Annotated in this window: 21 protein-coding genes; 17 read left to right on the top strand and 4 right to left on the bottom strand. The window is 42.3% G+C overall.

Annotation, left to right across the window (positions count from 1 at the left end; translation table 11 throughout):
- The first annotated feature begins 4 nt into the window (after nucleotides 1–4).
- From MUY27_RS10985 to MUY27_RS10915, 15 genes are all read left to right on the top strand, one after another.
- Nucleotides 5–1,174, top strand: a complete 1,170-nt coding sequence (locus MUY27_RS10985) for a glycosyltransferase family 4 protein (RefSeq protein WP_245130072.1) — start codon at nucleotides 5–7, stop codon at nucleotides 1,172–1,174.
- Nucleotides 1,174–2,568, top strand: a complete 1,395-nt coding sequence (locus MUY27_RS10980; protein ID WP_245130071.1) for a hypothetical protein — start codon at nucleotides 1,174–1,176, stop codon at nucleotides 2,566–2,568. The genes MUY27_RS10985 and MUY27_RS10980 overlap by 1 nt, the downstream gene beginning before the upstream one ends.
- Nucleotides 2,569–2,573: 5 nt before the next feature.
- Nucleotides 2,574–3,731 (top strand): glycosyltransferase family 4 protein, encoded by a 1,158-nt coding sequence (locus tag MUY27_RS10975; protein WP_245130070.1) that lies wholly within the window; start codon nucleotides 2,574–2,576, stop codon nucleotides 3,729–3,731.
- An 11-nt stretch (nucleotides 3,732–3,742) separates the two neighbouring features.
- Nucleotides 3,743–4,954 carry a glycosyltransferase gene (locus MUY27_RS10970; protein WP_245130069.1) on the top strand — a complete coding sequence of 404 codons (1,212 nt, stop codon included), beginning with the start codon at nucleotides 3,743–3,745 and terminating at the stop codon, nucleotides 4,952–4,954.
- A complete protein-coding gene (locus MUY27_RS10965; RefSeq protein WP_245130068.1) occupies nucleotides 4,941–6,107 on the top strand; it encodes a glycosyltransferase in 1,167 nt (388 codons plus the stop codon). Before MUY27_RS10970 ends, MUY27_RS10965 begins: the two co-directional genes overlap by 14 nt.
- Nucleotides 6,104–6,283: a hypothetical protein gene (locus MUY27_RS10960; RefSeq protein ID WP_245130067.1), complete on the top strand. Its 180-nt coding sequence runs from the start codon at nucleotides 6,104–6,106 to the stop codon at nucleotides 6,281–6,283. The genes MUY27_RS10965 and MUY27_RS10960 overlap by 4 nt, the downstream gene beginning before the upstream one ends.
- Nucleotides 6,284–6,381: 98 nt before the next feature.
- On the top strand, nucleotides 6,382–7,548 hold the full coding sequence (locus tag MUY27_RS10955) for a glycosyltransferase (protein WP_245130066.1): 1,167 nt from the start codon (nucleotides 6,382–6,384) through the stop codon (nucleotides 7,546–7,548).
- On the top strand, nucleotides 7,545–8,657 hold the full coding sequence (locus tag MUY27_RS10950; RefSeq protein ID WP_245130065.1) for a glycosyltransferase family 4 protein: 1,113 nt from the start codon (nucleotides 7,545–7,547) through the stop codon (nucleotides 8,655–8,657). The genes MUY27_RS10955 and MUY27_RS10950 overlap by 4 nt, the downstream gene beginning before the upstream one ends.
- Complete coding sequence (locus tag MUY27_RS10945; RefSeq protein ID WP_245130064.1) at nucleotides 8,644–9,189, top strand: DapH/DapD/GlmU-related protein; 546 nt, start codon at nucleotides 8,644–8,646, stop codon at nucleotides 9,187–9,189. The genes MUY27_RS10950 and MUY27_RS10945 overlap by 14 nt, the downstream gene beginning before the upstream one ends.
- Before the next feature lie 23 nt (nucleotides 9,190–9,212).
- The gene (locus MUY27_RS10940; protein ID WP_245130063.1) at nucleotides 9,213–10,043 is read left to right on the top strand and encodes a glycosyltransferase family 2 protein; all 831 of its coding nucleotides are present in this window, start codon (nucleotides 9,213–9,215) and stop codon (nucleotides 10,041–10,043) included.
- A 167-nt stretch (nucleotides 10,044–10,210) separates the two neighbouring features.
- Nucleotides 10,211–11,497, top strand: coding sequence for a WcaI family glycosyltransferase (locus MUY27_RS10935; RefSeq protein ID WP_245130062.1), 1,287 nt, complete (start codon nucleotides 10,211–10,213; stop codon nucleotides 11,495–11,497).
- A gap of 8 nt (nucleotides 11,498–11,505) precedes the next feature.
- Nucleotides 11,506–12,621, top strand: a complete 1,116-nt coding sequence (gmd, locus tag MUY27_RS10930; protein WP_245130061.1) for a GDP-mannose 4,6-dehydratase — start codon at nucleotides 11,506–11,508, stop codon at nucleotides 12,619–12,621.
- Nucleotides 12,622–12,625: 4 nt separating this feature from the next.
- Nucleotides 12,626–13,570, top strand: a complete 945-nt coding sequence (gene fcl / locus MUY27_RS10925) for a GDP-L-fucose synthase (RefSeq protein WP_245130060.1) — start codon at nucleotides 12,626–12,628, stop codon at nucleotides 13,568–13,570.
- A gap of 34 nt (nucleotides 13,571–13,604) precedes the next feature.
- The gene (locus MUY27_RS10920; protein WP_245130059.1) at nucleotides 13,605–14,921 is read left to right on the top strand and encodes a UDP-glucose dehydrogenase family protein; all 1,317 of its coding nucleotides are present in this window, start codon (nucleotides 13,605–13,607) and stop codon (nucleotides 14,919–14,921) included.
- 70 nt (nucleotides 14,922–14,991) lie between these two features.
- Complete coding sequence (locus MUY27_RS10915; RefSeq protein ID WP_245130058.1) at nucleotides 14,992–15,978, top strand: UDP-glucuronic acid decarboxylase family protein; 987 nt, start codon at nucleotides 14,992–14,994, stop codon at nucleotides 15,976–15,978.
- Between the two features lie 71 nt (nucleotides 15,979–16,049).
- On the opposite strand, the gene MUY27_RS10910 is transcribed toward MUY27_RS10915, so the two are convergent.
- Nucleotides 16,050–18,278, bottom strand: coding sequence for a FlgD immunoglobulin-like domain containing protein (locus MUY27_RS10910; RefSeq protein ID WP_245130057.1), 2,229 nt, complete (start codon nucleotides 18,276–18,278; stop codon nucleotides 16,050–16,052).
- A gap of 381 nt (nucleotides 18,279–18,659) precedes the next feature.
- Between MUY27_RS10910 and rfbD the strand changes: the two genes are divergently transcribed.
- Nucleotides 18,660–19,514 (top strand): dTDP-4-dehydrorhamnose reductase, encoded by an 855-nt coding sequence (gene rfbD / locus MUY27_RS10905; RefSeq protein WP_245130056.1) that lies wholly within the window; start codon nucleotides 18,660–18,662, stop codon nucleotides 19,512–19,514.
- The gene (rfbA, locus tag MUY27_RS10900; protein ID WP_245130055.1) at nucleotides 19,514–20,374 is read left to right on the top strand and encodes a glucose-1-phosphate thymidylyltransferase RfbA; all 861 of its coding nucleotides are present in this window, start codon (nucleotides 19,514–19,516) and stop codon (nucleotides 20,372–20,374) included. Before rfbD ends, rfbA begins: the two co-directional genes overlap by 1 nt.
- Here rfbA and miaA read toward each other — a convergent pair.
- The 3 genes from miaA to MUY27_RS10885 are packed head-to-tail and all read right to left on the bottom strand — an operon-like array spanning nucleotide 20,331 to nucleotide 23,417.
- Nucleotides 20,331–21,272, bottom strand: a complete 942-nt coding sequence (gene miaA, locus MUY27_RS10895) for a tRNA (adenosine(37)-N6)-dimethylallyltransferase MiaA (RefSeq protein ID WP_245130054.1) — start codon at nucleotides 21,270–21,272, stop codon at nucleotides 20,331–20,333. The genes rfbA and miaA overlap by 44 nt on opposite strands.
- 31 nt (nucleotides 21,273–21,303) lie before the next feature.
- Nucleotides 21,304–21,963, bottom strand: a complete 660-nt coding sequence (locus MUY27_RS10890) for an IS1096 element passenger TnpR family protein (protein ID WP_245130053.1) — start codon at nucleotides 21,961–21,963, stop codon at nucleotides 21,304–21,306.
- 41 nt (nucleotides 21,964–22,004) lie between these two features.
- Entirely contained in the window at nucleotides 22,005–23,417 is a 1,413-nt protein-coding gene (locus MUY27_RS10885) for a CCA tRNA nucleotidyltransferase (protein WP_245130052.1), read from the bottom strand.
- Nucleotides 23,418–23,444 lie beyond the last annotated feature (27 nt).

Below are 23,444 nucleotides of genomic sequence, written 5' to 3'. Positions count from 1 at the left end.
TATTATGAAAGTACTTTATACAGCACCAACCCGCGCACATCACTACAAATACGCCGCCTCATTACAACAACAGGGAGCCCTGTATAAATTTGTCAGCGGCTTTTCGCGGTTAAGCCCCAGGGCAGAGCTGCCAGAAGTAGGCGATAATTTGGTGCGTCAGGATTGGATACAAACTGTTTTCCTAGCAAGCCTTCGTTTTAATCTTCCTGCTAAATTTAGTGCGCACTTAGCCTATCTTGCAAAAAAGGAATTAGATTGGGCCTGCAAAAAACTGGTGGATGATGCCGATATTTTTATCTTTTACAATGGCGCCGGCCTTAATACTGCTAAATATGCAAAGCAAAAGGGCATTATTACCATAGTAGAGGCCGTGAACAGCCATGTATCGTACCAGGAACAATTACTTAAAGAGGAATACGAACTAAGCCATATACCTTGGCTTCCATTTCATAAAGCCGAAAAAAAACGCCGGATTGAAGAGTACGAAGTGGCTGATTTTATATTGATGCCTTCCGAATTTGTAAAACGAAGTTTTATCAAATATGGTTTCCCGGAGAAAAAGCTGATCAAGGTGCCTTATGGGTTTAACAGTCTGACCTTAAATACGGTAGTACCTGGCAAAAAAACCGATGAATTTAATATCTTGTATGTAGGGAGTGTATCAGTCAGGAAAGGATTAAGGTATTTGATCGAAGCATTTAAAATGGTTAAACACCCTAAAAAAAGGTTGACCATTGTAGGGCCTCCGAATACTCCGGATGGCTTAGCTGGAATTACGATTCCTGAAAATGTTATATTTACTGGGGTTTTAAAAGGAGCTGAGCTGGAAAATGTATACCAGAATGCAAGTGTTTTTTGTTTGCCGTCTATAGAAGAAGGGCTTGCATTGGTTTTAGGTGAGGCTTTGTCATACGGTATCCCCATTGTTGCTACAGAGAATACAGGAGCTGATGATCTTATAACAGACGGCAAAGAGGGATTTATTGTTCCGATTCGCGACAGCACAAGCATTGCGGCGAAAATACAGCAGTTAGCTGATGATAGTGAGCTGTACGACCGTGTGAAAGCCAATGCTGTCAATAGGGCAAGCAGTTTGAAGGGCTGGGATGAAAGTGGAAAAATGTTAAAGGTTGCACTGGACAAAATATTAGCAGAAAAGTTTCAAGGGATTTGATGGACAGACTAAGCACACTTAACAGACTTAGAACGGATAAACTTCGTGTTAAGGCCAAAACAATTGTTTATGCGCTGGTCTTTTTATTGGTTTTTGAGGGCTTAGTCAGAAAATTGCTTCCTTCTGCAATCGGCTTAGTGATATTTTTCCTTAAGGATGTTTTATGTATTTATGCGCTGACTTTAGTCTTGAACCTGAATTTTAAAGGCTTATCGAACACGATCTTAAAAAGTTGGAAAATAATATTTATCGCATTTATCCCTTGTATTATTCAAACAGCACTTCATGACCCTGTTTTAGCTATTTTCGGCATTAAGCAATATTTATTGTATATAGTTGTGGGCTTACTAGTTCCGATAGCTTTTCCGCCATCGCGTATTCTGGAATTTAGAACATTTTTATCGATATTTATTTTTTTGCTGATCCCGACGGCACTTATCGCTATAGTCCAGAATTCTTTACCTGCTACCCACTGGTTAAATCGCAGTGTTGACGGCGATTCATTAGAGGGTTTTTCAGCTGCGGGTTATTTGCGTGTAAGTTCTACTTTTGCCTTTACGGGGCAGTATTCGTGGTTTTTAGATGTGGTATGCGGTTTTTTTGCTGCCACTTTTTTTTTCCCTTCGTTTAAGCGAAAGAAGAAATATCTGAATATCTTGCTATTATCTCTTGCAGGTTTGTCACTGGGGGTTGGGGCTTTTATTACAGGGGGGCGCACCGCAGTTTTAGGGTGTGGGGGGTGTTTATTGATTGGATTCATTTTCGCATCCATAAAATCGCCCGGCCGGTTTGTTTTAAGAGGAATTGCTATGATAGCGGTATTTTTTATGCTATTAGGGGTGATTCGTGCGGTCAAGCCAGAGTTTTTCGCGGCCTATGATGCGCGTTCGACCGGTACAGAGGAACGATCACATTCGCAGGAAATTGAAGGTCGTGTATCGGAAGAATTGTTTGCATGGGTAGGATGGCTTTTCCGTCAGGACCTTTTGCCAATGTTGTTCGGTCGTGGTTTGGGGGTGATGAGTAATGGTTCAGATAAAATAAGCGCTTACGCTGCAGTAGAAAGGAGCTTTGGTGCAGAGGCTGATTATATTACCACAGCGTGGGAAGGCGGAGTTTACCTAATGATTATCTGGTACGGCTTCAGGATCTGGGCCATTTTTTTCTGTATCAGGATATGGGTAAAAAGTGTGAATTTAGGGGTGCCCATTGCATTCCTCCTCGGATTTGTTATCATTATTGGTTTATATAGCTTTATCGCCAAACAACCCCCGCTTAATATTTGGTTTTGGCTTACTATAGGTTCTATTATCACTTTAAAAAATTTTGATGACGAGCGCGAGAGAGTAAGCAAAAAAAGATTAGCTAACCGTCAACCTCAACCGATGCTTTAAAATATATGAAACAGATTATATTTGTAAATTCTCATCCCATCCAATATTTTGCGCCGCTTTACCAATTTCTTAACCGCAATGGTTTAAAAGTTAAAGCATGGTATAGCTCTGATGAGTCTATTAAAGGGTCCACCGATAAGCAGTTCGGCGTGAAGGTGAAATGGGATATACCATTGTTAGAGGGGTATGAATATCATTTCTTTAAAAATTATTCATGGAAACCTTCTCATTACAATGGTTTCTTCGGATTAATGAACTTGGGCGTAGTTAGGCAGTTGTTCAACGAACCTAAGTCTGTAATTGTAGTTCACGGATGGCATTATTTTACCCATACGCTTGTTTTACTTTTGGCAAAGTTAAAAGGGCATACCGTTTGTTTCAGATGCGAGATGCCTTACATTCAGGAAAACAAGAAAAGAGGTTTTAAGAATACATTGCGCAGAGCGGCTTTAAAATACGTGTTATTCCCCAGGATTAACTATTTTCTCAATATCGGTGAACAAAATAGGTTGTTTTATAAAAGTTTTGACATTGAGGATGACAGGATTATTTTCTGCCCTTACTCTGTGGACAATGACAGATTTAGAGAGGAAGCTGCAAAGCTAGATTTGAACCAGATCAGACAGATACACCACATCCCGGCCGGGGAAAAGGTAATAATTTACTCGGGAAAATATATTTCCAAGAAAAAACCTGTAGATTTAATAAACGCATATATTAAACTTAATCGTACCGACTGTTGGTTGATCATGATCGGCGAAGGTGAATTACGAAAAGAAATGGAAGCCCTGATTGCAGAACATCAGTTAACCAAAGTAATTCTTACCGGGTTTGTAAATCAGAGCCAGATAGCGGATTATTATGCCATGGGCGATTTATTTGTAATGTGTTCAACCGTTGGTGAAACATGGGGTCTATCAATCAATGAAGCAATGAATTTTAATTTACCGGTCGTTGTTTCTGACCTTACCGGCTCGGCCTATGATCTGGTTAAAGAAGGAGTGAACGGCTATGTGTTTAAAACCGGTGATGTTAATGAACTTACCGAAAAGATAGATGCAGTTTTATCGGGCAAGTTAAGCTGGCAGAATTCTTCTCAACAGATAGTAGACAGATATAGTTATCGTACGATTTTAGAACAGTTACGTCCCTTAACACAGTAAAAATACGATTGATGAGAATTGTTTTTTTTACCCATCCAGCTTTCTTAAACTCTCAAAGTATGCCCCGCTTTGCGACAATGCTAGCCGAAGGAATGAAGGGCAAAGGGCACGAGGTTGAGCTATGGAACCCCGAGGCTTTTTTTTATAAGGCGCCTGTTCCGGATAAACTAAAAAAATGGATGGGTTATCTTGATCAGTTTATCGCATTCCCGCTCAAAGTTAGAAAAGCGCTAAAACAACAGCCTGTTGACACTTTGTATGTTTTTACCGATCATGCATTAGGCCCTTGGGTACCTTTGGTAGCTGACCGTCCTCACGTGATTCATTGTCACGATTTTTTAGCTCAGCGCTCTGCGATGGGAGAGATACCCGAAAATGTAACCGGAATCACCGGGCGTAAGTACCAGGAATTCATTAGGAACGGTTACAAGCGTGGGCAGAATTTTATTTCGGTATCAAAAAAAACAGAGCAGGATTTACTATTTTTCTTAAACCGGAAGCCCCGATTCTCAACAGTAATTTATAACGGGCTTAATTCCGGTTTTCAACCGTTGCAACCTCAGAGGGTCAGACAGTCTATTCAGGCGGAAACCGGTATTGATGTCAGCAATGGCTATCTGTTACATGTAGGGGGGAACCAATGGTATAAAAACAGGGTAGGGGTTGTGAAAATATATAAGGAGTGGCGTGCGCAGTATCAGCAACGTCTCCCATTATTGCTTATCGGAGCTGCACCTACAGCCGGTTTATTGGAAGAAGCAAGCGCGTCTGATTACAGTGAAGACATCTATTTCCTGGTTGGGAAAGGTGATGATTTTGTTCAAAATGCATATGCTGGAGCAACACTGTTTTTATTCCCTTCCCTTGCAGAAGGATTTGGTTGGCCTATTGCAGAAGCAATGGCTTCAGGATGCCCTGTTATTACAACTAATGAAGCCCCTATGACTGAAGTAGGCGGAATAGCAGCGTCCTATATACCTAAGATGCCTCACGATACGGCTGAGTTGCGGGAATGGCTGAAAATTGCTGCTAAGGTTTTGCAAGAGACAGTCAATCTGTCAGTGGAAGCAAGGGAAGCAATTATCAATTCCGGATATCTGAATATCAAAAAATTCGACCTAGATCAAGCACTTAATCTTGTAGAACAAGCATACCAAAATATTTTAGCCGATAAGCAATTTTATGAAAGTGTTATACGTGATCGCAAGTATGGACCCAGCTAGCGGCGGGACTTGTCAAGGTTTACGAAATTCAATACCAGAACTGCAAAAGAGTGGCGATCATCATGAGGTAGTCAGCCTGGATTCGCCTGATGCGCCTTTTCTCGGAAAGGATAGTTTTAAAATAACAGCCTTAGGGCCGGGAAAAGGGCCTCTGAAATTTAACAGAGCATTGATTTTTTGGCTACGGGACCATCTGTCTGGTTTTGATGCGGTCATTATTAACGGTTTATGGTTGTTCCCCAGCTATGCTGTAAATAAGGTGATTCGTGAACTTAAAAAGCGAAATGGCAAAGTTCCGCGGGTTCTTGTAATGCCACACGGTATGCTTGATCCTTATTTTCAAAAGGCAAAGGGCCGCAAGTTGAAAGCTATCAGGAATAATATTTACTGGGCGTTGGTAGAAAATAAGGTGGTGAATGAAGCTGATGCACTACTTTTTACCTGTGAAACAGAACTTCTGCTTGCCCGGGAAACATTTAAAAATTATCATCCCAAAAGGGAATTAAACGTTGGTTACGGAATAAAGGAACCTCCGCAAGCAAATGATGAGGTTTTTAGGACGCTGTCTGATAATGGTTTTGAATGGTTAAATAAGCCATATCTTCTTTTTTTAAGCCGTATACACCCCAAAAAGGGGGTAGATTTACTGGTTCAGGCTTACATTGACTTAATTAAACTTAACAATGACTTACCATTTCTTGTGATAGCTGGCCCGGGCATAGAACAACCCTATGGGCGGCAATTGAAATTACTTGTTGATGGTGCACCCGAATTGACAAACCGTGTTTTTTTTCCGGGGATGCTGGCCGGGGACGCAAAATGGGCTTCATTTTATCGTGCAGAAGCGTTTATATTACCAAGTCATCAAGAGAATTTTGGTATCGCGGTGGTAGAAGCGTTAGCATGCAGTACTCCGGCACTTATTAGCAACCAGGTAAATATTTATAAAGAAATATTGAAATCTGATGCCGGGTTAGTGGCAGAAGATACTTTGGATGGGGTAGAAGATTTGTTGGTAAAATGGTTAACTTTGACTGCATCTGAAAAACAAGCAAAAAAAGCAAATGCTCTAAATGCTTATCTAACCTATTTTAAAATTGAGGTTGCTGCAACACAGTTGAAAAATGCAATAAAAGAATTAATCGAATCTTGAAAATCACAATCATATTCGGCGCTTTTTTAACGGTACCAATCTTACTTGGCGGTGCAGTTGAAAAAATGTGGCTCGCGCTTGCAAAAGAATTTGTTGCAAATGGTCATGAGGTAGTTCAGATCTGCAGGCAATATGAAGGAATGGCCTCGAATGAGGTTATTGACGGATTAATTTAATCATTGTGTTAAAGGTTACTCGGTAGATGATAGAGTAGTTAAATGCACATCTTAACTATGAAGGAACTTTTATGAGGGTATTACGCGTAATAGCAAGTATGGATCCGGCTAGCGGCGGGCCGTGTCAAGGTGTACGAAATTCAATACCAGAACTGCAAAAGAGTGGCGATCATCATGAGGTAGTCAGTCTGGATTCGCCTGATGCGCCTTTTCTTGGCAAGGATAGCTTTAAGATAACAGCTTTAGGACCGGGAAAGGGGCCTTTGAAATATAGCAGAGCATTGATTTTCTGGCTACGGGACCATCTGTCTGGTTTTGATGCGGTTATTATTCACGGTTTATGGTTGTTCCCCAGCTATGCTGTAAATAAGGTGATTCGTGAACTTAAAAGGCGAAATGACAAAGTTCCGAAGGTGCTTGTAATGCCACACGGTATGCTCGATCCTTATTTTCAAAAAGCAAAGGGCCGCAAGTTGAAAGCTATCAGGAACAATATTTATTGGGCCTTGGTAGAAAACAAGGTAGTGAATGAAGCTGATGCACTGCTTTTTACCTGTGAAACAGAACTTCTGCTTGCCCGCGAAACATTTAAAAATTATCATCCTAAAAGAGAATTAAATATTGGTTACGGAATAAAGGAACCTTCGCCAGTAAATGATGAGATTTTTAAGACGCTGTCTGATAATGGTTTTGAATGGTTAAATAAGCCTTATCTTCTTTTTTTGAGCCGTATACACCCTAAAAAAGGGGTAGATTTACTGGTTCAGGCTTATATTGACTTAATTAAGCTTAACAAAGACTTACCATTTCTTGTGATAGCAGGCCCGGGCATAGAACACCCCTATGGGCAGCAATTGAAATTACTTGTTGATGGCGCACCCGAATTGGTAAACCGTGTTTTTTTTCCGGGGATGCTGGCCGACGACGCAAAATGGGCTTCATTTTATTCTGCAGAAGCGTTTATATTACCAAGTCATCAAGAGAATTTTGGTATCGCGGTGGTAGAAGCGTTAGCATGCAGTACTCCGGTACTTATTAGCAACCAGGTAAATATTTATAAAGAAATATTGAAATCTGATGCTGGATTAGTAGCAGAAGATACTTTAGATGGCGTAAAAGATTTGTTGGTAAAATGGCTAACTTTGACTGCATCTGAAAAACAAGTAAAAAAAACAAATGCTCTAAATGCTTATCTAACGTATTTTAAAATTGAGGTTGCTGCAACACAGTTAAAAACTGCAATAAAAGAATTAATCGAATCTTGAAAATCACAATTATATACGGCGCTTTTTTACCGGTACCAACCTTACTTGGCGGTGCGGTTGAAAAAATGTGGATAGCACTTGCAAAAGAATTTGTTGCAAATGGTCATGAGGTAGTTCAGATCTGCAGGCAATATGAAGGAATGGCTTCGGATGAGGTCGTTGACGGCTTAAAGTATCATCGTGTTAAAGGATATTCGGCGCCCGAATCCGGGTTACTCTATAAGATATTTGATCTTTTTTATACCAGAAGGGCAATAAGGAAAGTCCCGATTGATACTGATATCATCGTGACGAACACCTTTTGGGCTCCTTTATTGCTGTCCGCCTCTTTCAACAAACGTGTTATGGTTGATGTACAGCGGATGCCTAAAGGACAGATGAAGTTTTATAAAAAATCTCGACGACTTCGTGCTAATTCTACCCCCGTGGCTGTAGCAATTAAGGCAGAACTCAGCTCTGATTTGCACTCTAAAGTGATAACTGTTCCCAATCCTCTTCCGTTTAAGGTGATTGATCAGGTTGATTTGGTGGATAAAAAGAAGGAGATACTGTATGTAGGTCGCGTTCATCCGGAAAAAGGATTACACTTACTTTTGTCAGCATTTAAAGGGATTGATACAGATTGGGTGTTAAAGATTGTAGGGCCGGTAGATGTTAGCGCTGGTGGTGGCGGAGAGCAATATTTAAATAAGCTAAAGGCTGAAGCTAATGAAAGAGTTCAATTTGTCGGCCCCGTTTACGATACTCAAAAATTGAATAGCTACTATTCAGATGCCGCCGTCTTTGTATACCCTTCTGTTGCTGAAAAGGGAGAAACCTTCGGTTTAGCACCGCTGGAAGCGATGGCATGGGGTTGTGTGCCTGTAGTATCCAATTTGCTTTGCTTTAAGGATTTTATAGAAGATCAGAAAAATGGTGCTATATTCGACCATAGACAGCCGAATGCCGTAGACCTACTTAAAGCCGCGATCGAAGCGCTTCTTGAGGATTCTGCAACTAGAAAGAAAATGGCAGAAGAGTCAGTTAAAGTACGTATTAGCCACTCTACGGCCTCAATTGCTTCGCAATTTCTCAATGAGTTTAAATTAATGCTTAATGAAACCAGCTGATAAGGTTGATATCCATTCTCAAAATAGTCCTTACGATAGTCCCTGGACGGTGGGTCAAAGGATGAAAATGTTATTGTGGGAATATGTTTGGGTTATATTTTGCTCTTGGACACCAAAGCCTTTAAATCCCTGGCGTTTATTTTGGCTAAAGATGTTTGGTGCCAATATTTATGGTAAACCATTTGTACATCAAAGAGCCAGAATACAAATCCCCTGGAACCTAACTATGCACCACTTAGCTGCTGTTGGTGACCGCACAAACATCTACTCTTTAGGGCCCATCGTTATTCATGAAGCAGCAACCGTAGCTCAAGAAGCCTATATCTGCACAGGCACGCATGCTTTTGACCGGCCAGAAAAAAATCTGATTACTGTGCCGATTATCATTGAATCCAATGCATTTATTGGTGCAAGAGCTTTCATTTTACCAGGTGTAACTATCGGAAACTCCGCCATCGTCGGGGCCTGTAGCGTGGTAACAAAAAATGTGGCACCGAATACTATTGTTAGAGGTAATCCAGCTCGGGTTTAATTTTCAATTCTTAATTTACACTTATGCTACCTGTTCTTGATCTCACCATAGCTATTCCTGTAAAGAATGAAGAAGTAAATCTAAAAGGTTGTTTACAGGCAATAGGAGAAGATTTCGCAAAGAAGATTGTACTGATTGACTCGGGCAGCACAGACGGTACAAAAGCAATCGCAGCGCAATTTGGTATTGAGGTTATCGATTTTAAATGGGACGGAAAATTTCCCAAAAAGCGCAACTGGTATTTGCGAACACATACGCCCACCACTAAATGGGTATTATTTCTTGATGCGGACGAATATATTACTCCAGCGTTCAAGAATGAACTAAGAGAGGCCCTTAAAACTGACGACTTTGTAGGTTACTGGCTTAATTATACCATTTACTTTATGGGTAAGATAAATAGGGGAGGGTATCCACTTAAGAAGCTTGCGCTATTCAAAGTCGGAGCAGGGGAGTATGAACGGATTGATGAGGAGCAATGGAGTAAGCTGGATATGGAAATCCACGAGCATCCTATCCTAAATGGAACTTTAGGTCTAATCAAAAGCAAGATTGACCACCGCGATTTCAGGGGTATCAATCATTATGTTGCAAAGCATTCTGAATATGCCTCATGGGAAGCGTCAAGATATCTTAAAATTTCGCAGGATGATACTATCCGGAACTCCTGGACCTGGAAGCAAAAATTAAAATACAGATTAATGCGCAGTGTTTTAATAGGGCCAGTTTATTTTTTGGGTAGTTTTTTTCTACTTGGAGGTTTTAGAGACGGAAAAAGAGGATTGGCCTTCGCCATATTAAAAATGTCATATTTTAATCAGATCTACTGTAAGATTAAGGAAAATGAAGCGTAATGGCTCCATTTTATTAGTCCTTTAAACTCTTATGGGGTTCATTGTTAATTATGATTATATTAATATCGTAAATAAAGTGGCAAAAAAATATTAAAAATGAGCTACTTCTTATGTAATTTTATATTAATTTTAAATGCTCGCTTGGATACTACCGTTGTGATTAATAAATGGCAATAAAAAAGGTTCTTTTAATAAGTCATAATTTCTACCCGGAACCGACGGGTATTGGCAAGTATAATGGCGAGATGATCGCCTGGATGGCTGCCAACGGCTATCATTGTACGGTGATTACTACCTTTCCTTACTATCCTTACTGGAAAATTCAGAAACCGTATAAGGGCAAATGGTACAAGAAAGAGGTGATCAGGAATCAGGGGAGTTTGCCTGTAACGGTTTATCGTTGCCCGTCTTACGTGCCTTCTGATCCGACTGGTAAGCAGCGCATGATACAGGATATTTCTTTCTGGACATCAAAACTCTGGCAGATCTTTCGCCTGATTATTTTTAATAAAAAGTTCGATCTGATTATCACCGTCGCGCCGCCTTTCCATTTAGCCTACCTTGGTTTTATGGTGAGAAAGTTTACCGGCGGCAAGCTGGTTTATCATATTCAGGATCTGCAGATCGAGGCCGCTCAGGAATTGAACATTCTTTCTAACAAAACGATGTTCAAGCGGTTATATAGTATCGAAAAAAAGATTCTGCGACGAGCCGATTTTGTGAGCAGTATATCTGACGGGATGATTAAAAGGATTGAGGAAAAGATAGAAGATAAAAATGTGCTTTTTTTTCCTAACTGGGCAGATACACACTTTTTTTCACCTTTACCCAATAGAGAGCAATTGAAACAAAAGTGGGGCTTTTCAAACAATGATAAAGTTTACTTGTACTCAGGGGCGATAGGCGAGAAGCAGGGACTGGAAAATATTATCTTAGCTGCAGAGCAGCTTAAGGACGATGATCAGATAAAGTTTGTAATTTGCGGTTCTGGCCCTTATAAAGAAAAACTGATAGGACTGGCCGGCCAGAAGGGATTAAAGAGTATCACCTTTTTGCCTGTTCAGGAGAAGAACGTCTTTAATGAGTTTTTGAACATGGCAGATTTTCACCTCGTACTACAAAAATCAAACGCAGGTGATCTGGTGATGCCTTCAAAACTAACTACCATATTGGCGGTTGGCGGTGTTAGTATTGTCACTTCATCCCCGGGAACATCATTGTTTGATGTGGTGAAAAAATATGATGTGGGTTATTTAATAGAACCAGATAGCTACATGGAATTAGCCAGGGTAGTTAAAATGGTGAAGACGGATGAAGATGCAGAGCGGAAAAGGGCACATTCGAGAGAATATGCGATGAAATATCTCAACATTGATCAGGTGATCAGTGGGTTTATTGAAAATGTATCATCTAAACAACAGGGAAAAATAGAAGAGGCTTTGGAAGCCGTTTAACACTTAATATGAAGAAGAAAGCTTTAGTTACAGGGATAACAGGACAAGATGGCGCCTATTTGGCAGACCTGTTATTAGAAAAGGGTTATGAAGTACACGGTATCAAACGCCGTAGCTCTTTGTTTAATACAGATCGTATCGACCATCTTTACCAAGACCCGCACGAGTCTAACAAGAATTTTTTCCTGCATTATGGTGATCTGACCGATTCTACCAACCTTATCCGCATTATTCAACAGGTACAACCAGACGAAATTTATAACCTTGGGGCCATGAGCCACGTGAAGGTAAGTTTCGATACACCGGAATATACTGCGAATGCAGATGGTATCGGAACGTTACGTATCCTGGAAGCTGTACGTTTGTTAGGGCTTACCCAGAAAACCAAAATATACCAGGCTTCAACATCAGAACTTTATGGGTTAGTACAGGCGGTTCCGCAATCAGAAACTACGCCGTTCTATCCACGTTCACCATATGCCGTAGCTAAGCTTTACGGTTACTGGATCACTGTCAACTATCGCGAGGCCTATGACATGTACGCCTGCAACGGCATCCTTTTCAATCACGAAAGCCCATTACGCGGCGAAACCTTCGTGACACGTAAAATCACTCGTGCTGTCGCTAAGATTGCATTAAACTTACAAGGCTGCCTGTTCCTGGGTAATCTGGATGCACAACGCGATTGGGGCCATGCAAAAGACTATGTAGAAGCAATGTACCTGATCCTACAACAAGAGAAAGCAGAAGACTTTGTAATTGCTACCGGTGTTACTACCCGCGTACGCGAATTTGTAAGACTGGCTTTTGCCGAATTAGGCATCGTGGTTGAGTTTAAAGGCGAAGGCGTGGATGAAAAAGGTTACGTGGTAAGCTGCAGCAAGCCTGAATACCAAGTAGAGATAGGCAAAGAAGTAGTGGCTGTAGACCCTGCTTATTTCCGCCCTACTGAAGTTGATTTGCTGATCGGTGATCCGACCAAAGCACAGGAAAAATTAGGCTGGAAGCCAAAATATGACCTGCAAGGCCTGGTTAGCGAGATGGTACATGCAGATGTTGAGCTTTTCCAACGCGAGAAATTGCTGAAAGCATCTGGATACGTCATTAAAAACCAATTCGAATAACCTGATGGAAAAACATGCCAAAATTTACGTAGCGGGCCATAGGGGAATGGTGGGGTCTGCTATTTGTCGTAAGTTACAAAAAGAGGGGTATAGCAATATTATCACCCGTGTTTCGTCAGAGTTAGATCTGCGAAACCAGCAGGCTGTTGCTGATTTTTTTGCGCAGGAAAAGCCTGATTACGTTTTTCTTGCCGCTGCGAAAGTAGGGGGCATTGTTGCCAATAATACTTATCGCGCAGAATTCTTATACGATAACCTGCAGATTCAAAATAACATCATCGATTCATCATACCGTAATGGCGTGAAAAAGCTGATGTTTTTAGGATCAAGCTGTATCTATCCTAAAATGGCGCCACAGCCATTGAAGGAAGATTATTTACTGACAGGCCCGCTTGAGTACACGAACGAACCCTATGCAATCGCTAAGATTGCCGGTATAAAAATGTGCGATGCGTACCGCGATCAATACGGATGCAACTATATATCAGTAATGCCTACCAACTTGTATGGCTATAATGATAATTACCATCCGCAAAACTCGCACGTATTGCCGGCAATGATCCGCCGTTTCAATGAAGCGAAGCAGAATAACCTGGCAGATGTAACAATCTGGGGAACCGGAACGCCTAAACGCGAATTTCTTTTTGCAGATGATCTGGCAGAAGCTTGTTTCTATCTGATGCAGAATTATAACGAACCCGGCCTGGTAAACATCGGTACTGGTGAGGATATCAGCATTAAAGATCTGGCAGAACTGGTTAAAAAAGTAATCGGGTTTGAGGGAGAGATTAAATTTGATACCACAAAACCGGATGGTACGCCGCGTAAGTTAATGGATGTATCTAAATTGCATAGCCAGGGCTGGAAACATACCATCGAACTTGAAGAAGGCATACAATTAGCTTATCAGGATTTTTTAAAACATTACGAACAACCCGTAAATAGTTAACCCATCACAACTTAAAAGCTCACATTAACAAAACATGAAAATAGCAGTTGTAGGTACAGGCTACGTAGGCCTGGTTACCGGTACTTGTTTAGCAGAAACAGGCAATAATGTAATTTGCGTTGATATCAACGTTGAAAAGGTGAAAAAAATGCAGGAAGGCCAGCTTCCAATTTATGAGCCTGGTCTGGAACAATTATTTCACCGTAACATTAACCAGGGAAGATTGCACTTTACAACAAGCCTTGCAGAGGCTATTGAAGAGGCGAAGATTATTTTCCTGGCGTTGCCAACCCCTCCGGGTGGTGATGGTGCGGCCGATTTGAGCTATGTACTTGGTGCAGCAAAAGATATTGCAGGCATTATTAAAGAGTACAAAGTTATTGTAACCAAATCAACCGTTCCGGTGGGTACCGCGGATAAAGTACGTGCCGTAATGAGCAAAGAAACAAATCTGGAATTTGCCGTGGTTTCTAACCCTGAATTCTTGAGAGAAGGGGTAGCCGTAGAAGACTTTATGAAACCGGACCGCGTGGTTGTTGGCACTACTGACGAACGTGCGCGTAAATTAATGGGTGAGCTTTATGCACCTTATGTTCGCCAAGGTAACCCGGTGATCTTCATGGATGAGCGTTCTTCTGAGTTAACCAAATACGCAGCCAACTCTTTTCTGGCTACTAAAATCTCTTTCATGAATGAGATTGCTAATATGTGCGAGTTGGTGGGTGCTGATGTGGACATGGTTCGTCGTGGTATTGGTGCTGATGAGCGTATCGGGAAACGTTTCTTATTCGCAGGTATCGGTTACGGTGGTAGCTGTTTCCCTAAAGACGTACAGGCTCTGGCCAAATCTGCTGAAGAAAATCAGTACGATTTCCAAATCTTGAACTCTGTAATGAGCGTTAACGAGATCCAGAAAAAAGTGCTGGTTCAGAAAGTAAAGAAATTCTATAACGGCGATATCGCAGGTAAGCATTTTGCACTTTGGGGCTTAGCTTTCAAACCGGAAACAGACGATATCCGCGAAGCACCGGCTCTATATATCATTGATGAGATTGTTGCCGCAGGCGGAACTATTACTGCTTATGACCCTGAAGCAATGCCTAACATCAAAAATCTTTTGGGCGATAAAATTAAGTATGCCGAAGATCCTTACCAGGCTTTAGATGGTGCTGATGCTTTGTTGATTGTTACCGAATGGTCTGTTTTCAGAACACCTGATTTTGACCAGCTGACCAGCGGCCTTCAAAGCAAAGTGATCTTTGACGGCCGTAATCTATACGATCTGGATAAGATGGAAGATTGTGGTTTTTACTACAACAGCATCGGTCGTAGGGTAGTAGAAAAAGCATAAATAACAAAACGAACAACAGGCCTTTTAAGGCCTGTTGTTTTAATAATCACTCATCAAAAACTCTGACCCAATGGGAGAAGCAAGAAAGCGTATATTAATTACCGGAGCCGCGGGGTTTCTGGGATCGCATTTATGCGATAGATTTATAAAAGAAGATTACCATGTTATTGCCATGGATAACCTCATTACCGGTGATCTTCGTAATATTGAACACCTGTTTAAACTGGAGAACTTCGAATTTTATAACCACGATGTTTCTAAGTTTGTACACGTACCAGGCGAATTGCATTATATCCTGCACTTTGCATCACCTGCAAGCCCGATAGATTATTTAAAAATTCCTATCCAGACCCTTAAGGTAGGTTCATTAGGTACGCACAACTTACTTGGTTTGGCAAAAGCCAAGGGTGCACGTATGCTGATCGCTTCTACTTCTGAAGTATATGGCGACCCTAACATTAATCCGCAGCCAGAGGAGTACTGGGGGAACGTTAACCCGGTTGGCCCAAGAGGTGTATACGATGAAGCAAAACGTTTCCAGGAGGCTATTACCATGGCATACCATACCTTCCACGGTTTGGAAACACGTATTGTTCGTATCTTCAACACTTACGGCCCTCGTATGCGACTGAATGACGGACGGGTATTACCTGCCTTCATCGGCCAGGCTCTACGCGGCGAACCGCTTACCATGTTTGGAGATGGTTCTCAAACCCGTTCTTTCTGCTACGTGGATGACTTGATCGAGGGGATCTACCGTTTGCTATTCAGCGATTACGCGCAACCGATGAATATTGGTAACCCTGATGAAATTACCATTAAAGAGTTTGGTGAAGAAATCATCAAATTGACAGGTACTAATCAGGAACTGATCAGTAAACCACTGCCTACTGACGATCCGAAACAAAGAAGACCGGATATCACAAAGGCTAAAGAAATATTAGGCTGGGAGCCTAAAGTATCACGTAGCGAAGGTCTGAAGATCACTTACGAATACTTTAAGTCGCTGCCAGAACACGAGATCAAACACAAAGATTTTACTTATTTTAATAAATAATTAAGATTTTCATAAAACCGCCCCCAAACAGCTAACGGCCATTTGGGGGTATTTTTTTGCTCAATAGTTTCCTATTTAACCTTTATTGTAAATTCCTGTTCTTTTATGGTGTTCAGGCCGGTAATTCGCCAACGATGTACACCGCTGTGGAAGCTTTCATCATTGTGATAAATATATACGTGCCCAAATTTGTCTTTAACAATTTTGGCTGCAAAAGCATTTCCGGCCATCATAGGCTGCGCTTCTGCATGCCAGTCTGTAGTGGTGCCGAACTGGCCGATAAATAATCCGTCGTCGTAAACGTGGTTCCATTTGTTCACTTCACCATTACCCCACCCTTCGCCATAATAGCCCCAAAAAACGTTTCTACCCATTACCAGGTCTGTACTGCCTGCATAGTTTACCCGCCGGTTATCAAAGCTACCGTCTGGGGGGTAGGGGCCTTTATAGTCCGGCGATGTCCCTTTAGCTGTGCGCCATAACCACTTGCTATCACCTATACGTATACCGCCAAGGTGCCAGTTCAGAATATTATTCGCGGTAAAGCGACTACGATTGAACTGGATGAGTATGTTAGACGAGGTAATGTCGGCAGCACGATAAGTTGTCAGATCCAGGTTCTCCATCGGGTCGGTTGGTTCAGCTGCTGGTAGTGTTGCCAGTACCTTCTCAGTTCCCCAGACCGGGGCGTTTTCTGCGTTAAATCCGGTCAAAGCACGTGATGTCCATATTACAGGCTTTCCCATTATTATTGGGCCACGCCCTCTTAGGGAACCATCGGGATATAGCTGTAAATTCATGTCGAAAGTAATACTGGTAAATCTTAAAGGGCCATGATCAGGCAATTCTGCCAGAAACTTTTTCTTTAGCTGAGGATTTAATAGAGTGGCGAAGGTGTGGCCATTACTCAGGGTAGTCACGTCTTTAAGTCGTAGGTATTTATTGTCTGTTTCTTTCGGAATATTGAACCCCCAGTTTTTTACTAAAGTCCATGATCCGTTGTTGGGGTTTAACGGTTTGCTGTAGTCTATCTTAAATTCAAGGAAGTCTGAGAAAAGCCGCTGGGGGTTGTTATCGTCAACGCCCATGCTGTAAGAGTACGTCAGAAACATAACTTTGCCGATTACTTTTCGGTCCGCTGAAAAATGAAGCAAACGACAGTTGCCAACATCATTAAGCCAGAATGAACCGTCGGGTTGAAAGGCTATGCAGGCTCCAAACAACCCGCGCATATCATTGAAATAAAATTTATCATCCCTAACATCAGGATTATCTTTATATCCGCCTGCTATACCCATCGTCCATTTGGCAGCCCCGGTTTTAGTATCAAAAGCCTTAACTTGCTGGCTGTTATCGCCATCAATAACTGCAACGGTCTGTTGATCGGGCGCTAAGCCTAGGGCTAGTGGCTGAACCAAATTTGAAAGGGTAAGCAGCGGTTTCGACAAATCACCATTACTTTTAATCTTTAATTTTTCAACTACAGCCTTCTGATCAACAGTTGCAATCAACCAAAGATTGTTTTCCAGATCTGTGGTTAAGGCTTTGGGGGAATTAATGGATACAGACCCGATCAGTGTTCCCCTGGTCTTATCCAGCACGTCAATTTTATTCATGTTACCATGTGCAACAAAAAGATAAGGCCCATTTTGTTGTACGGCCATACCGGTAATTTTAGCATTTATATCCGTATAGACGTCAATGGCGCTCTTGTAACTTCTGGCGAATTTTGTTTTTACAAATTTTCCGGCTTCAAAGTCGGTTTCAGAATCATCTGAATTTGCAGTTGCATAAACAAAAGAATTTGCGGGAATATTGGCGTCAGCACCGCCCCAAAATACATGTTGCCCGTCTGTAGCAACACACGCGGCATAAATACCTTTCCCTAAAACGCTGAACTTACGCTGCGGATCATTGGTTTTAAACCTGAACGTAGCCGGACTTTGTTCGTTGTAACCGGTAACATAATAGGCATCGCTACCAGATATGGTGATGCCGATCACATGTTCGTCAGCATGGTGAACACGTGGGCCGGACAAGGAGTCCGAAGTATTGCCGACAACCCCTTCCCATTGATAGGCTACGTTATTACTGAGAACACGCACTGTGTATGTCCCCTTAGGGGCTATTTTCCCATCGTCTGTCATACCATCCCAGGTTTCTTTATGCGGTCCGGAAGTGTACTTTACACCGCTCCATAAGGTTTTTAGCAAGGTGCCGTCCTCAGCAAAAACTCCGGCACTGGTTGAAGCCGGGGCCGACAACGAAAAAGTAAAACCGTATTTTTTTGTGTCCTGCATGTTTTGGGCACAGCAAATTATTGGCAGGAGAAGAAATAAAAAAAGGATATTTAGCTTACGCATAAGTCATTCACAAGCGTTAACAATGTAATTAAGCCCCTATTGAGTAGTGATGCGTAAAAGTTTCGACTTACTAAAGTAATGTTCTTTATACAAAAAAGTATATTAAAATTCGATTATAAATGCCTTAGGGAGACGAATACTACAAGTGCGAAATTTTATTTATAAATTCGACATTGATAATTCGCATAGTGCTTATCTAATGCCGATGCTGCCTGGTAAGTGCTTTTCAGATTCGCTTTCTGTGGACGATGAATATTAAGCAGCGAGGCAAACATCAAAAATGACCATCATAGAACTATAAAAACATACTACAACTAAATGGGTAAGATTCTGGTATTCGGAGGCTCAGGGCAGTTAGGCCATTGCCTGAAAACTGTAGCAGACCGGGTAAATTTTTCCGAAATAGAATTTCCGACGGAAAAGGATGCAAATATTCTGAATGAGGAAGGGCTAAAGCAATTGTTTGAAAAGTACCAACCAAAGTATGCCATTAATTGTGCGGCTTACACCGCTGTTGATAAGGCAGAAGATGAGGTAGAACTTGCACGGCAGGTGAACCGCGATGGCGCTGCAAACCTGGCGAAACTTTGCAGGAATTATGATTGTACGCTGGTCCACGTATCTACAGATTTTGTTTTTGACGGCAATGTGCCGAAATTACTGGCCGAAGAAGACATTGCCACCCCTGTAAACGTGTACGGATTGACCAAGCTGGAAGGCGAGCAGGCTATAACAGCAGAATGGGAAAAGCATTATATTTTGCGTACCAGCTGGCTATATTCTGAATTTGGGAACAATTTTGTGAAAACCATGCTGAAGCTTGGCGCTGAACGAACTGAGTTGAACGTCATTGCCGACCAGGTGGGCACGCCAACTTACGCTATTGATCTGGCAGCAGCAATTTTAAACGTAATCCAGCACGATGAACATCAGTATGGTATTTATCACTACAGTAACGAGGGGGTAACTTCCTGGTTTGATTTTGCAAAAGGTATATTTGATATTGCCGAAGTTAACATCAAAGTTAACCCGATCAAAAGTAGCGAGTACATCACCAAAGCCATCAGACCGGCTTTTTCTGTAATGGACAAATCTAAAATAAAGTCAACTTTCAAGCTCGAGATTCCGTATTGGAGGGATAGTTTAATAGCTTGTATTAATGCATTGAAATAATGAAAGGAATTATATTAGCCGGTGGGTCCGGAACCCGCTTATATCCTATTACCAGGGCGATCAGTAAGCAGTTAATGCCAATCTATGATAAGCCCATGATCTACTACCCGCTATCTGTTTTGATGATGGCGGACATCCGCGAGATATTGATCATTACCACCCCTGAAGATAATGCAGGTTTTAAGCGTCTTTTAGGCGACGGTGCTGAATTAGGTTGCCGTTTTGAGTACGCTGTTCAGGAGAAGCCTAATGGTCTTGCGCAAGCTTTTGTGATCGGCGCTGATTTTATTGGTGATGATAAAGCTGCTTTGATCTTAGGGGACAATATCTTCTACGGATCCGGGTTTGGCGAATTGATCCGTAGTTTTAATGATGTGGACGGTGCCGCTATTTTTGCTTACCAGGTAGCAGACCCTGAACGTTATGGCGTGGTGGAGTTTGATAAATCTTTCACTGCGTTGTCGATAGAAGAGAAGCCTACGCAACCTAAATCTAATTACGCGGTGCCCGGTTTGTACTTTTACGATAATTCTGTGATCGAGATTGCGCGTAACATCCAACCCTCTCCACGGGGAGAGTATGAGATTACAGACGTCAACAAGTACTATTTGTCACAAGGGAACCTACATGTAGGTGTAATGGATAGGGGAACAGCCTGGTTGGATACCGGTACATTTGATTCATTAAGCGATGCTACGGAGTTTGTGCGTGTAATTGAAAAAAGACAGGCTACTAAGATTGGCTGTATTGAAGAAGTTGCTTACCGCAGGGGGTTCATCACCCGTGAGCAACTAAACGAAGTGGCTGCAAAATATATTAAAAGCGGGTATGGCCAGTACCTGATGAATCTGCAAGATTAATCAGTTTTTCTGCCAACGCTACAACATTATCGGTAAGGGGATTAGTCCAGCTGATCTCCTTATCTTTATTGAACCAGGTTAGCTGCCTTTTGGCAAACTGCCTGGTATGTTGTTTAATCAGTTCTACAGCTGTATGCAAATCTGTTTTACCATCCAGGTAGTCAAATAATTCGGTGTAGCCTACGGTTTGTAGGGCGTTCAAATGCCGATAGGGTAGCAGGGCTTTCACTTCTTCCAGCAGCCCATCCTCCATCATCAGTTCTACTCTTTGATTAATACGGTCGTAAAGTTGCTCACGTGGCATTGTCAGACCGATCTTCACGATATGAAATGGCCTTGTATGCTTCTTTTCCTTACGGTAGGATGAAAAAGGTTTTCCGGTACTTTGATACACCTCCAATGCCCGTATCAAACGCTGGGGATTGTTCAGGTCGACTTCACGGAAGTAAACCGGATCTGCTTTTGCTAAATCTTCCTGTAAGGAAGTAATGCCTTTTTCCTGGAGTTGCCGGTTAAGATTTTCCCTTACTTCAGGCGGTGCGGATGGCAACTCGTCGAACCCCTCACAAACAGCCCTGACATACAACCCTGATCCACCTGCCATGATCACGACGTTATGATTTTCAAATAGCCGCTCGATTACCTTTAACGCATCCTGTTCAAAATCGCCAACGGTAAAAGTTTCAGTAATGCTATGCGAGCCAATAAAATGATGCTTTGCTGCAGCGAGTTCTTCCAGAGAGGGTTTAGCCGTACCAATAGACATTTCTTTATAGAACTGTCGGGAATCAGCCGAAATGATCTCTGTTTGAAAATAGCGGGCCAGTTCAATTGCAGCCGCAGTTTTTCCTACGGCTGTAGGGCCGGCAACAACAAGCAATGTTTTGGTTTTATCCATAGCAGGATAATAACGATGCCTTTATCCGGCGCTAGTAATCGTCGTGGTTTCCGCGTCTGCCACCGCCAAATTCGTCATCGCCAAAGTTTTCATTATCTGAAAATTCATCGCCGAATTCGTCTTCTTCCTCCTGCTCATCTTCCTGGCCATGCTCTTCGCCTTCGTCCATATCATCCTTCACTTCAGAAAAGTCGCTGGTATCTTCAGGGGTATATTCCATTTCGTTCAGGAAGTCGAACTCTTCGCTTGTCGGCGGTAAGACCGTTGGGTTGAAGGCGTTGCCAAACTGCTTTGGCGCTTCGCCAACACTTCTTACTACCACAGGATATTCTGTCCCAGGCGCGTCGGCTAATATTTTAACCAGCTCCACATGAAAGTCAAACGGGCGGTCGAAATTAAAGGTATAGTAGAATTTTTGGTGCGGATCATCAATAAAGCTACTCAGCTTTGCGTTCTCCATTAGCGCTACACCACGGTCTATTTTACGTTGGGAGGGTTTATAGGCAATTTCTTCGCCTTTGGTCCATTGGTCGTTACTGACGTAAAACGAGGAAGAATAATCAGGGTTGTAGCCGGTTGATTTATGTATTGCCTGGTGCAGATCAGCAAAAGTCTGGTTAGACTTAACGTCGATCTCCCTTATTACTTCGTCATAATCTTCAAAGGTAACCCTGAATCTGTAAATAGCCATTTTGTGGTTAGTAGATTTTTCGCCAAAAATAATATTTTAATTCAATTTGTGTTTGCTACAACTTTTAAGCCAATTTCTTCGCCTTTGCTAATGGTAAAGGTTAATGCGGCCTCGCGGGTGTTAGGTATTTCGCCCTCGAGTATCGCTTCGCGGATCTGATTTTTAATAATCCCCACCTCGCGACCTTCCTTAAGGCCAAACAGTTGCATAATGTCATTTCCCGTTACTGGGGGCTGCCAGTTACGTATTTTATCGCGCTCTTCAACATCTTTCAGCTTTTGCTGCACTAATTCAAAATTCTGCCGGTACTTCTTTACCTTGTACTCATTTTTGGTTGTAACATCTGCTTTACAAAGCAGCATCAGGCTTTCTACATCGTCTCCCGCCTCGAAAAGTAAACGGCGGACTGCAGAATCTGTAATGGTTTCCTGGGCCAGCACGATGGGGCGCAAATGCAGTTGCACTAATTTTTGTACAAACTTCATATGCTCATTCAGCGGCAGCTTCAGTTGCGCAAATATTTTTGGTACCATACGTGCGCCGCGGTCTTCATGCCCGTGAAATGTCCAGCCGTGGCCATGTTCGAAGCGCTTGGTGGCAGGTTTGGCAATGTCATGCAGAATGGCAGCCCAGCGAATCCAGAGGTCGGTGGTGTCCATGCAGATGTTGTCCAGCACTTGCAGCGTGTGATAGAAATTGTCTTTATGGCCTTTTCCATTGATATATTCCACGCCGTATAAGGCTGTCATCTGCGGGAAAATGAGATGCAGCAAGCCCGTATCAAACATATATTCGAACCCAATAGATGGTTTGGGCGATAAGATGATCTTATTAAGTTCATCTGTGATGCGTTCCTGTGAAACGATTTTGATACGCTCCTTTTGCTGTTTAATGGCATCAAAGGCATCATCTGCAATAGTAAAACCAAGTTGCGAAGCGAATCTTACCGCTCGCATCATCCGCAGGGGATCGTCCGAAAAGGTTTCTAAGGGATTCAGGGGCGTACGGATCAGTTGCCGCTTCAGATCTTTCATGCCCTCAAACGGATCGATCAGTTCGCCAAACTGATCGGGATGCAAAGCGATGGCCAGCGCATTGATGGTAAAGTCGCGGCGTTTCTGATCGTCATCCAGTGTGCCGTTTTCCACGATGGGTTTACGGGAATCTGCCCGGTACGATTCTTTTCGGGCACCTACGAATTCCACTTCTACATCCCGGTATTTCAGCATGGCCGTGCCGAAATTCTTGAACACCGAAAGTTTTACTTTTAGTTTTTTAGCAACGGTTTCGGCAAAAGCAATACCATTACCCAAAATCACGATATCAATATCTTTTGAAGGGCGGTGCAGGAAAATATCGCGCACGAAACCGCCAATAGCAAATGCCTGTACCTGCTGTTCGCCTGCAAGTTTAGAAATAATAGAAAATACAGGGTGTTTCAGGTGCGCTTTCATGAATAGTTCCTTTGCCGAAACCGCAAA

The organism is Mucilaginibacter straminoryzae (genome assembly GCF_022953055.1).
GTDB lineage: Bacteria > Bacteroidota > Bacteroidia > Sphingobacteriales > Sphingobacteriaceae > Mucilaginibacter > Mucilaginibacter straminoryzae.
This window is presented reverse-complemented; position numbering and strand designations above follow the sequence as displayed.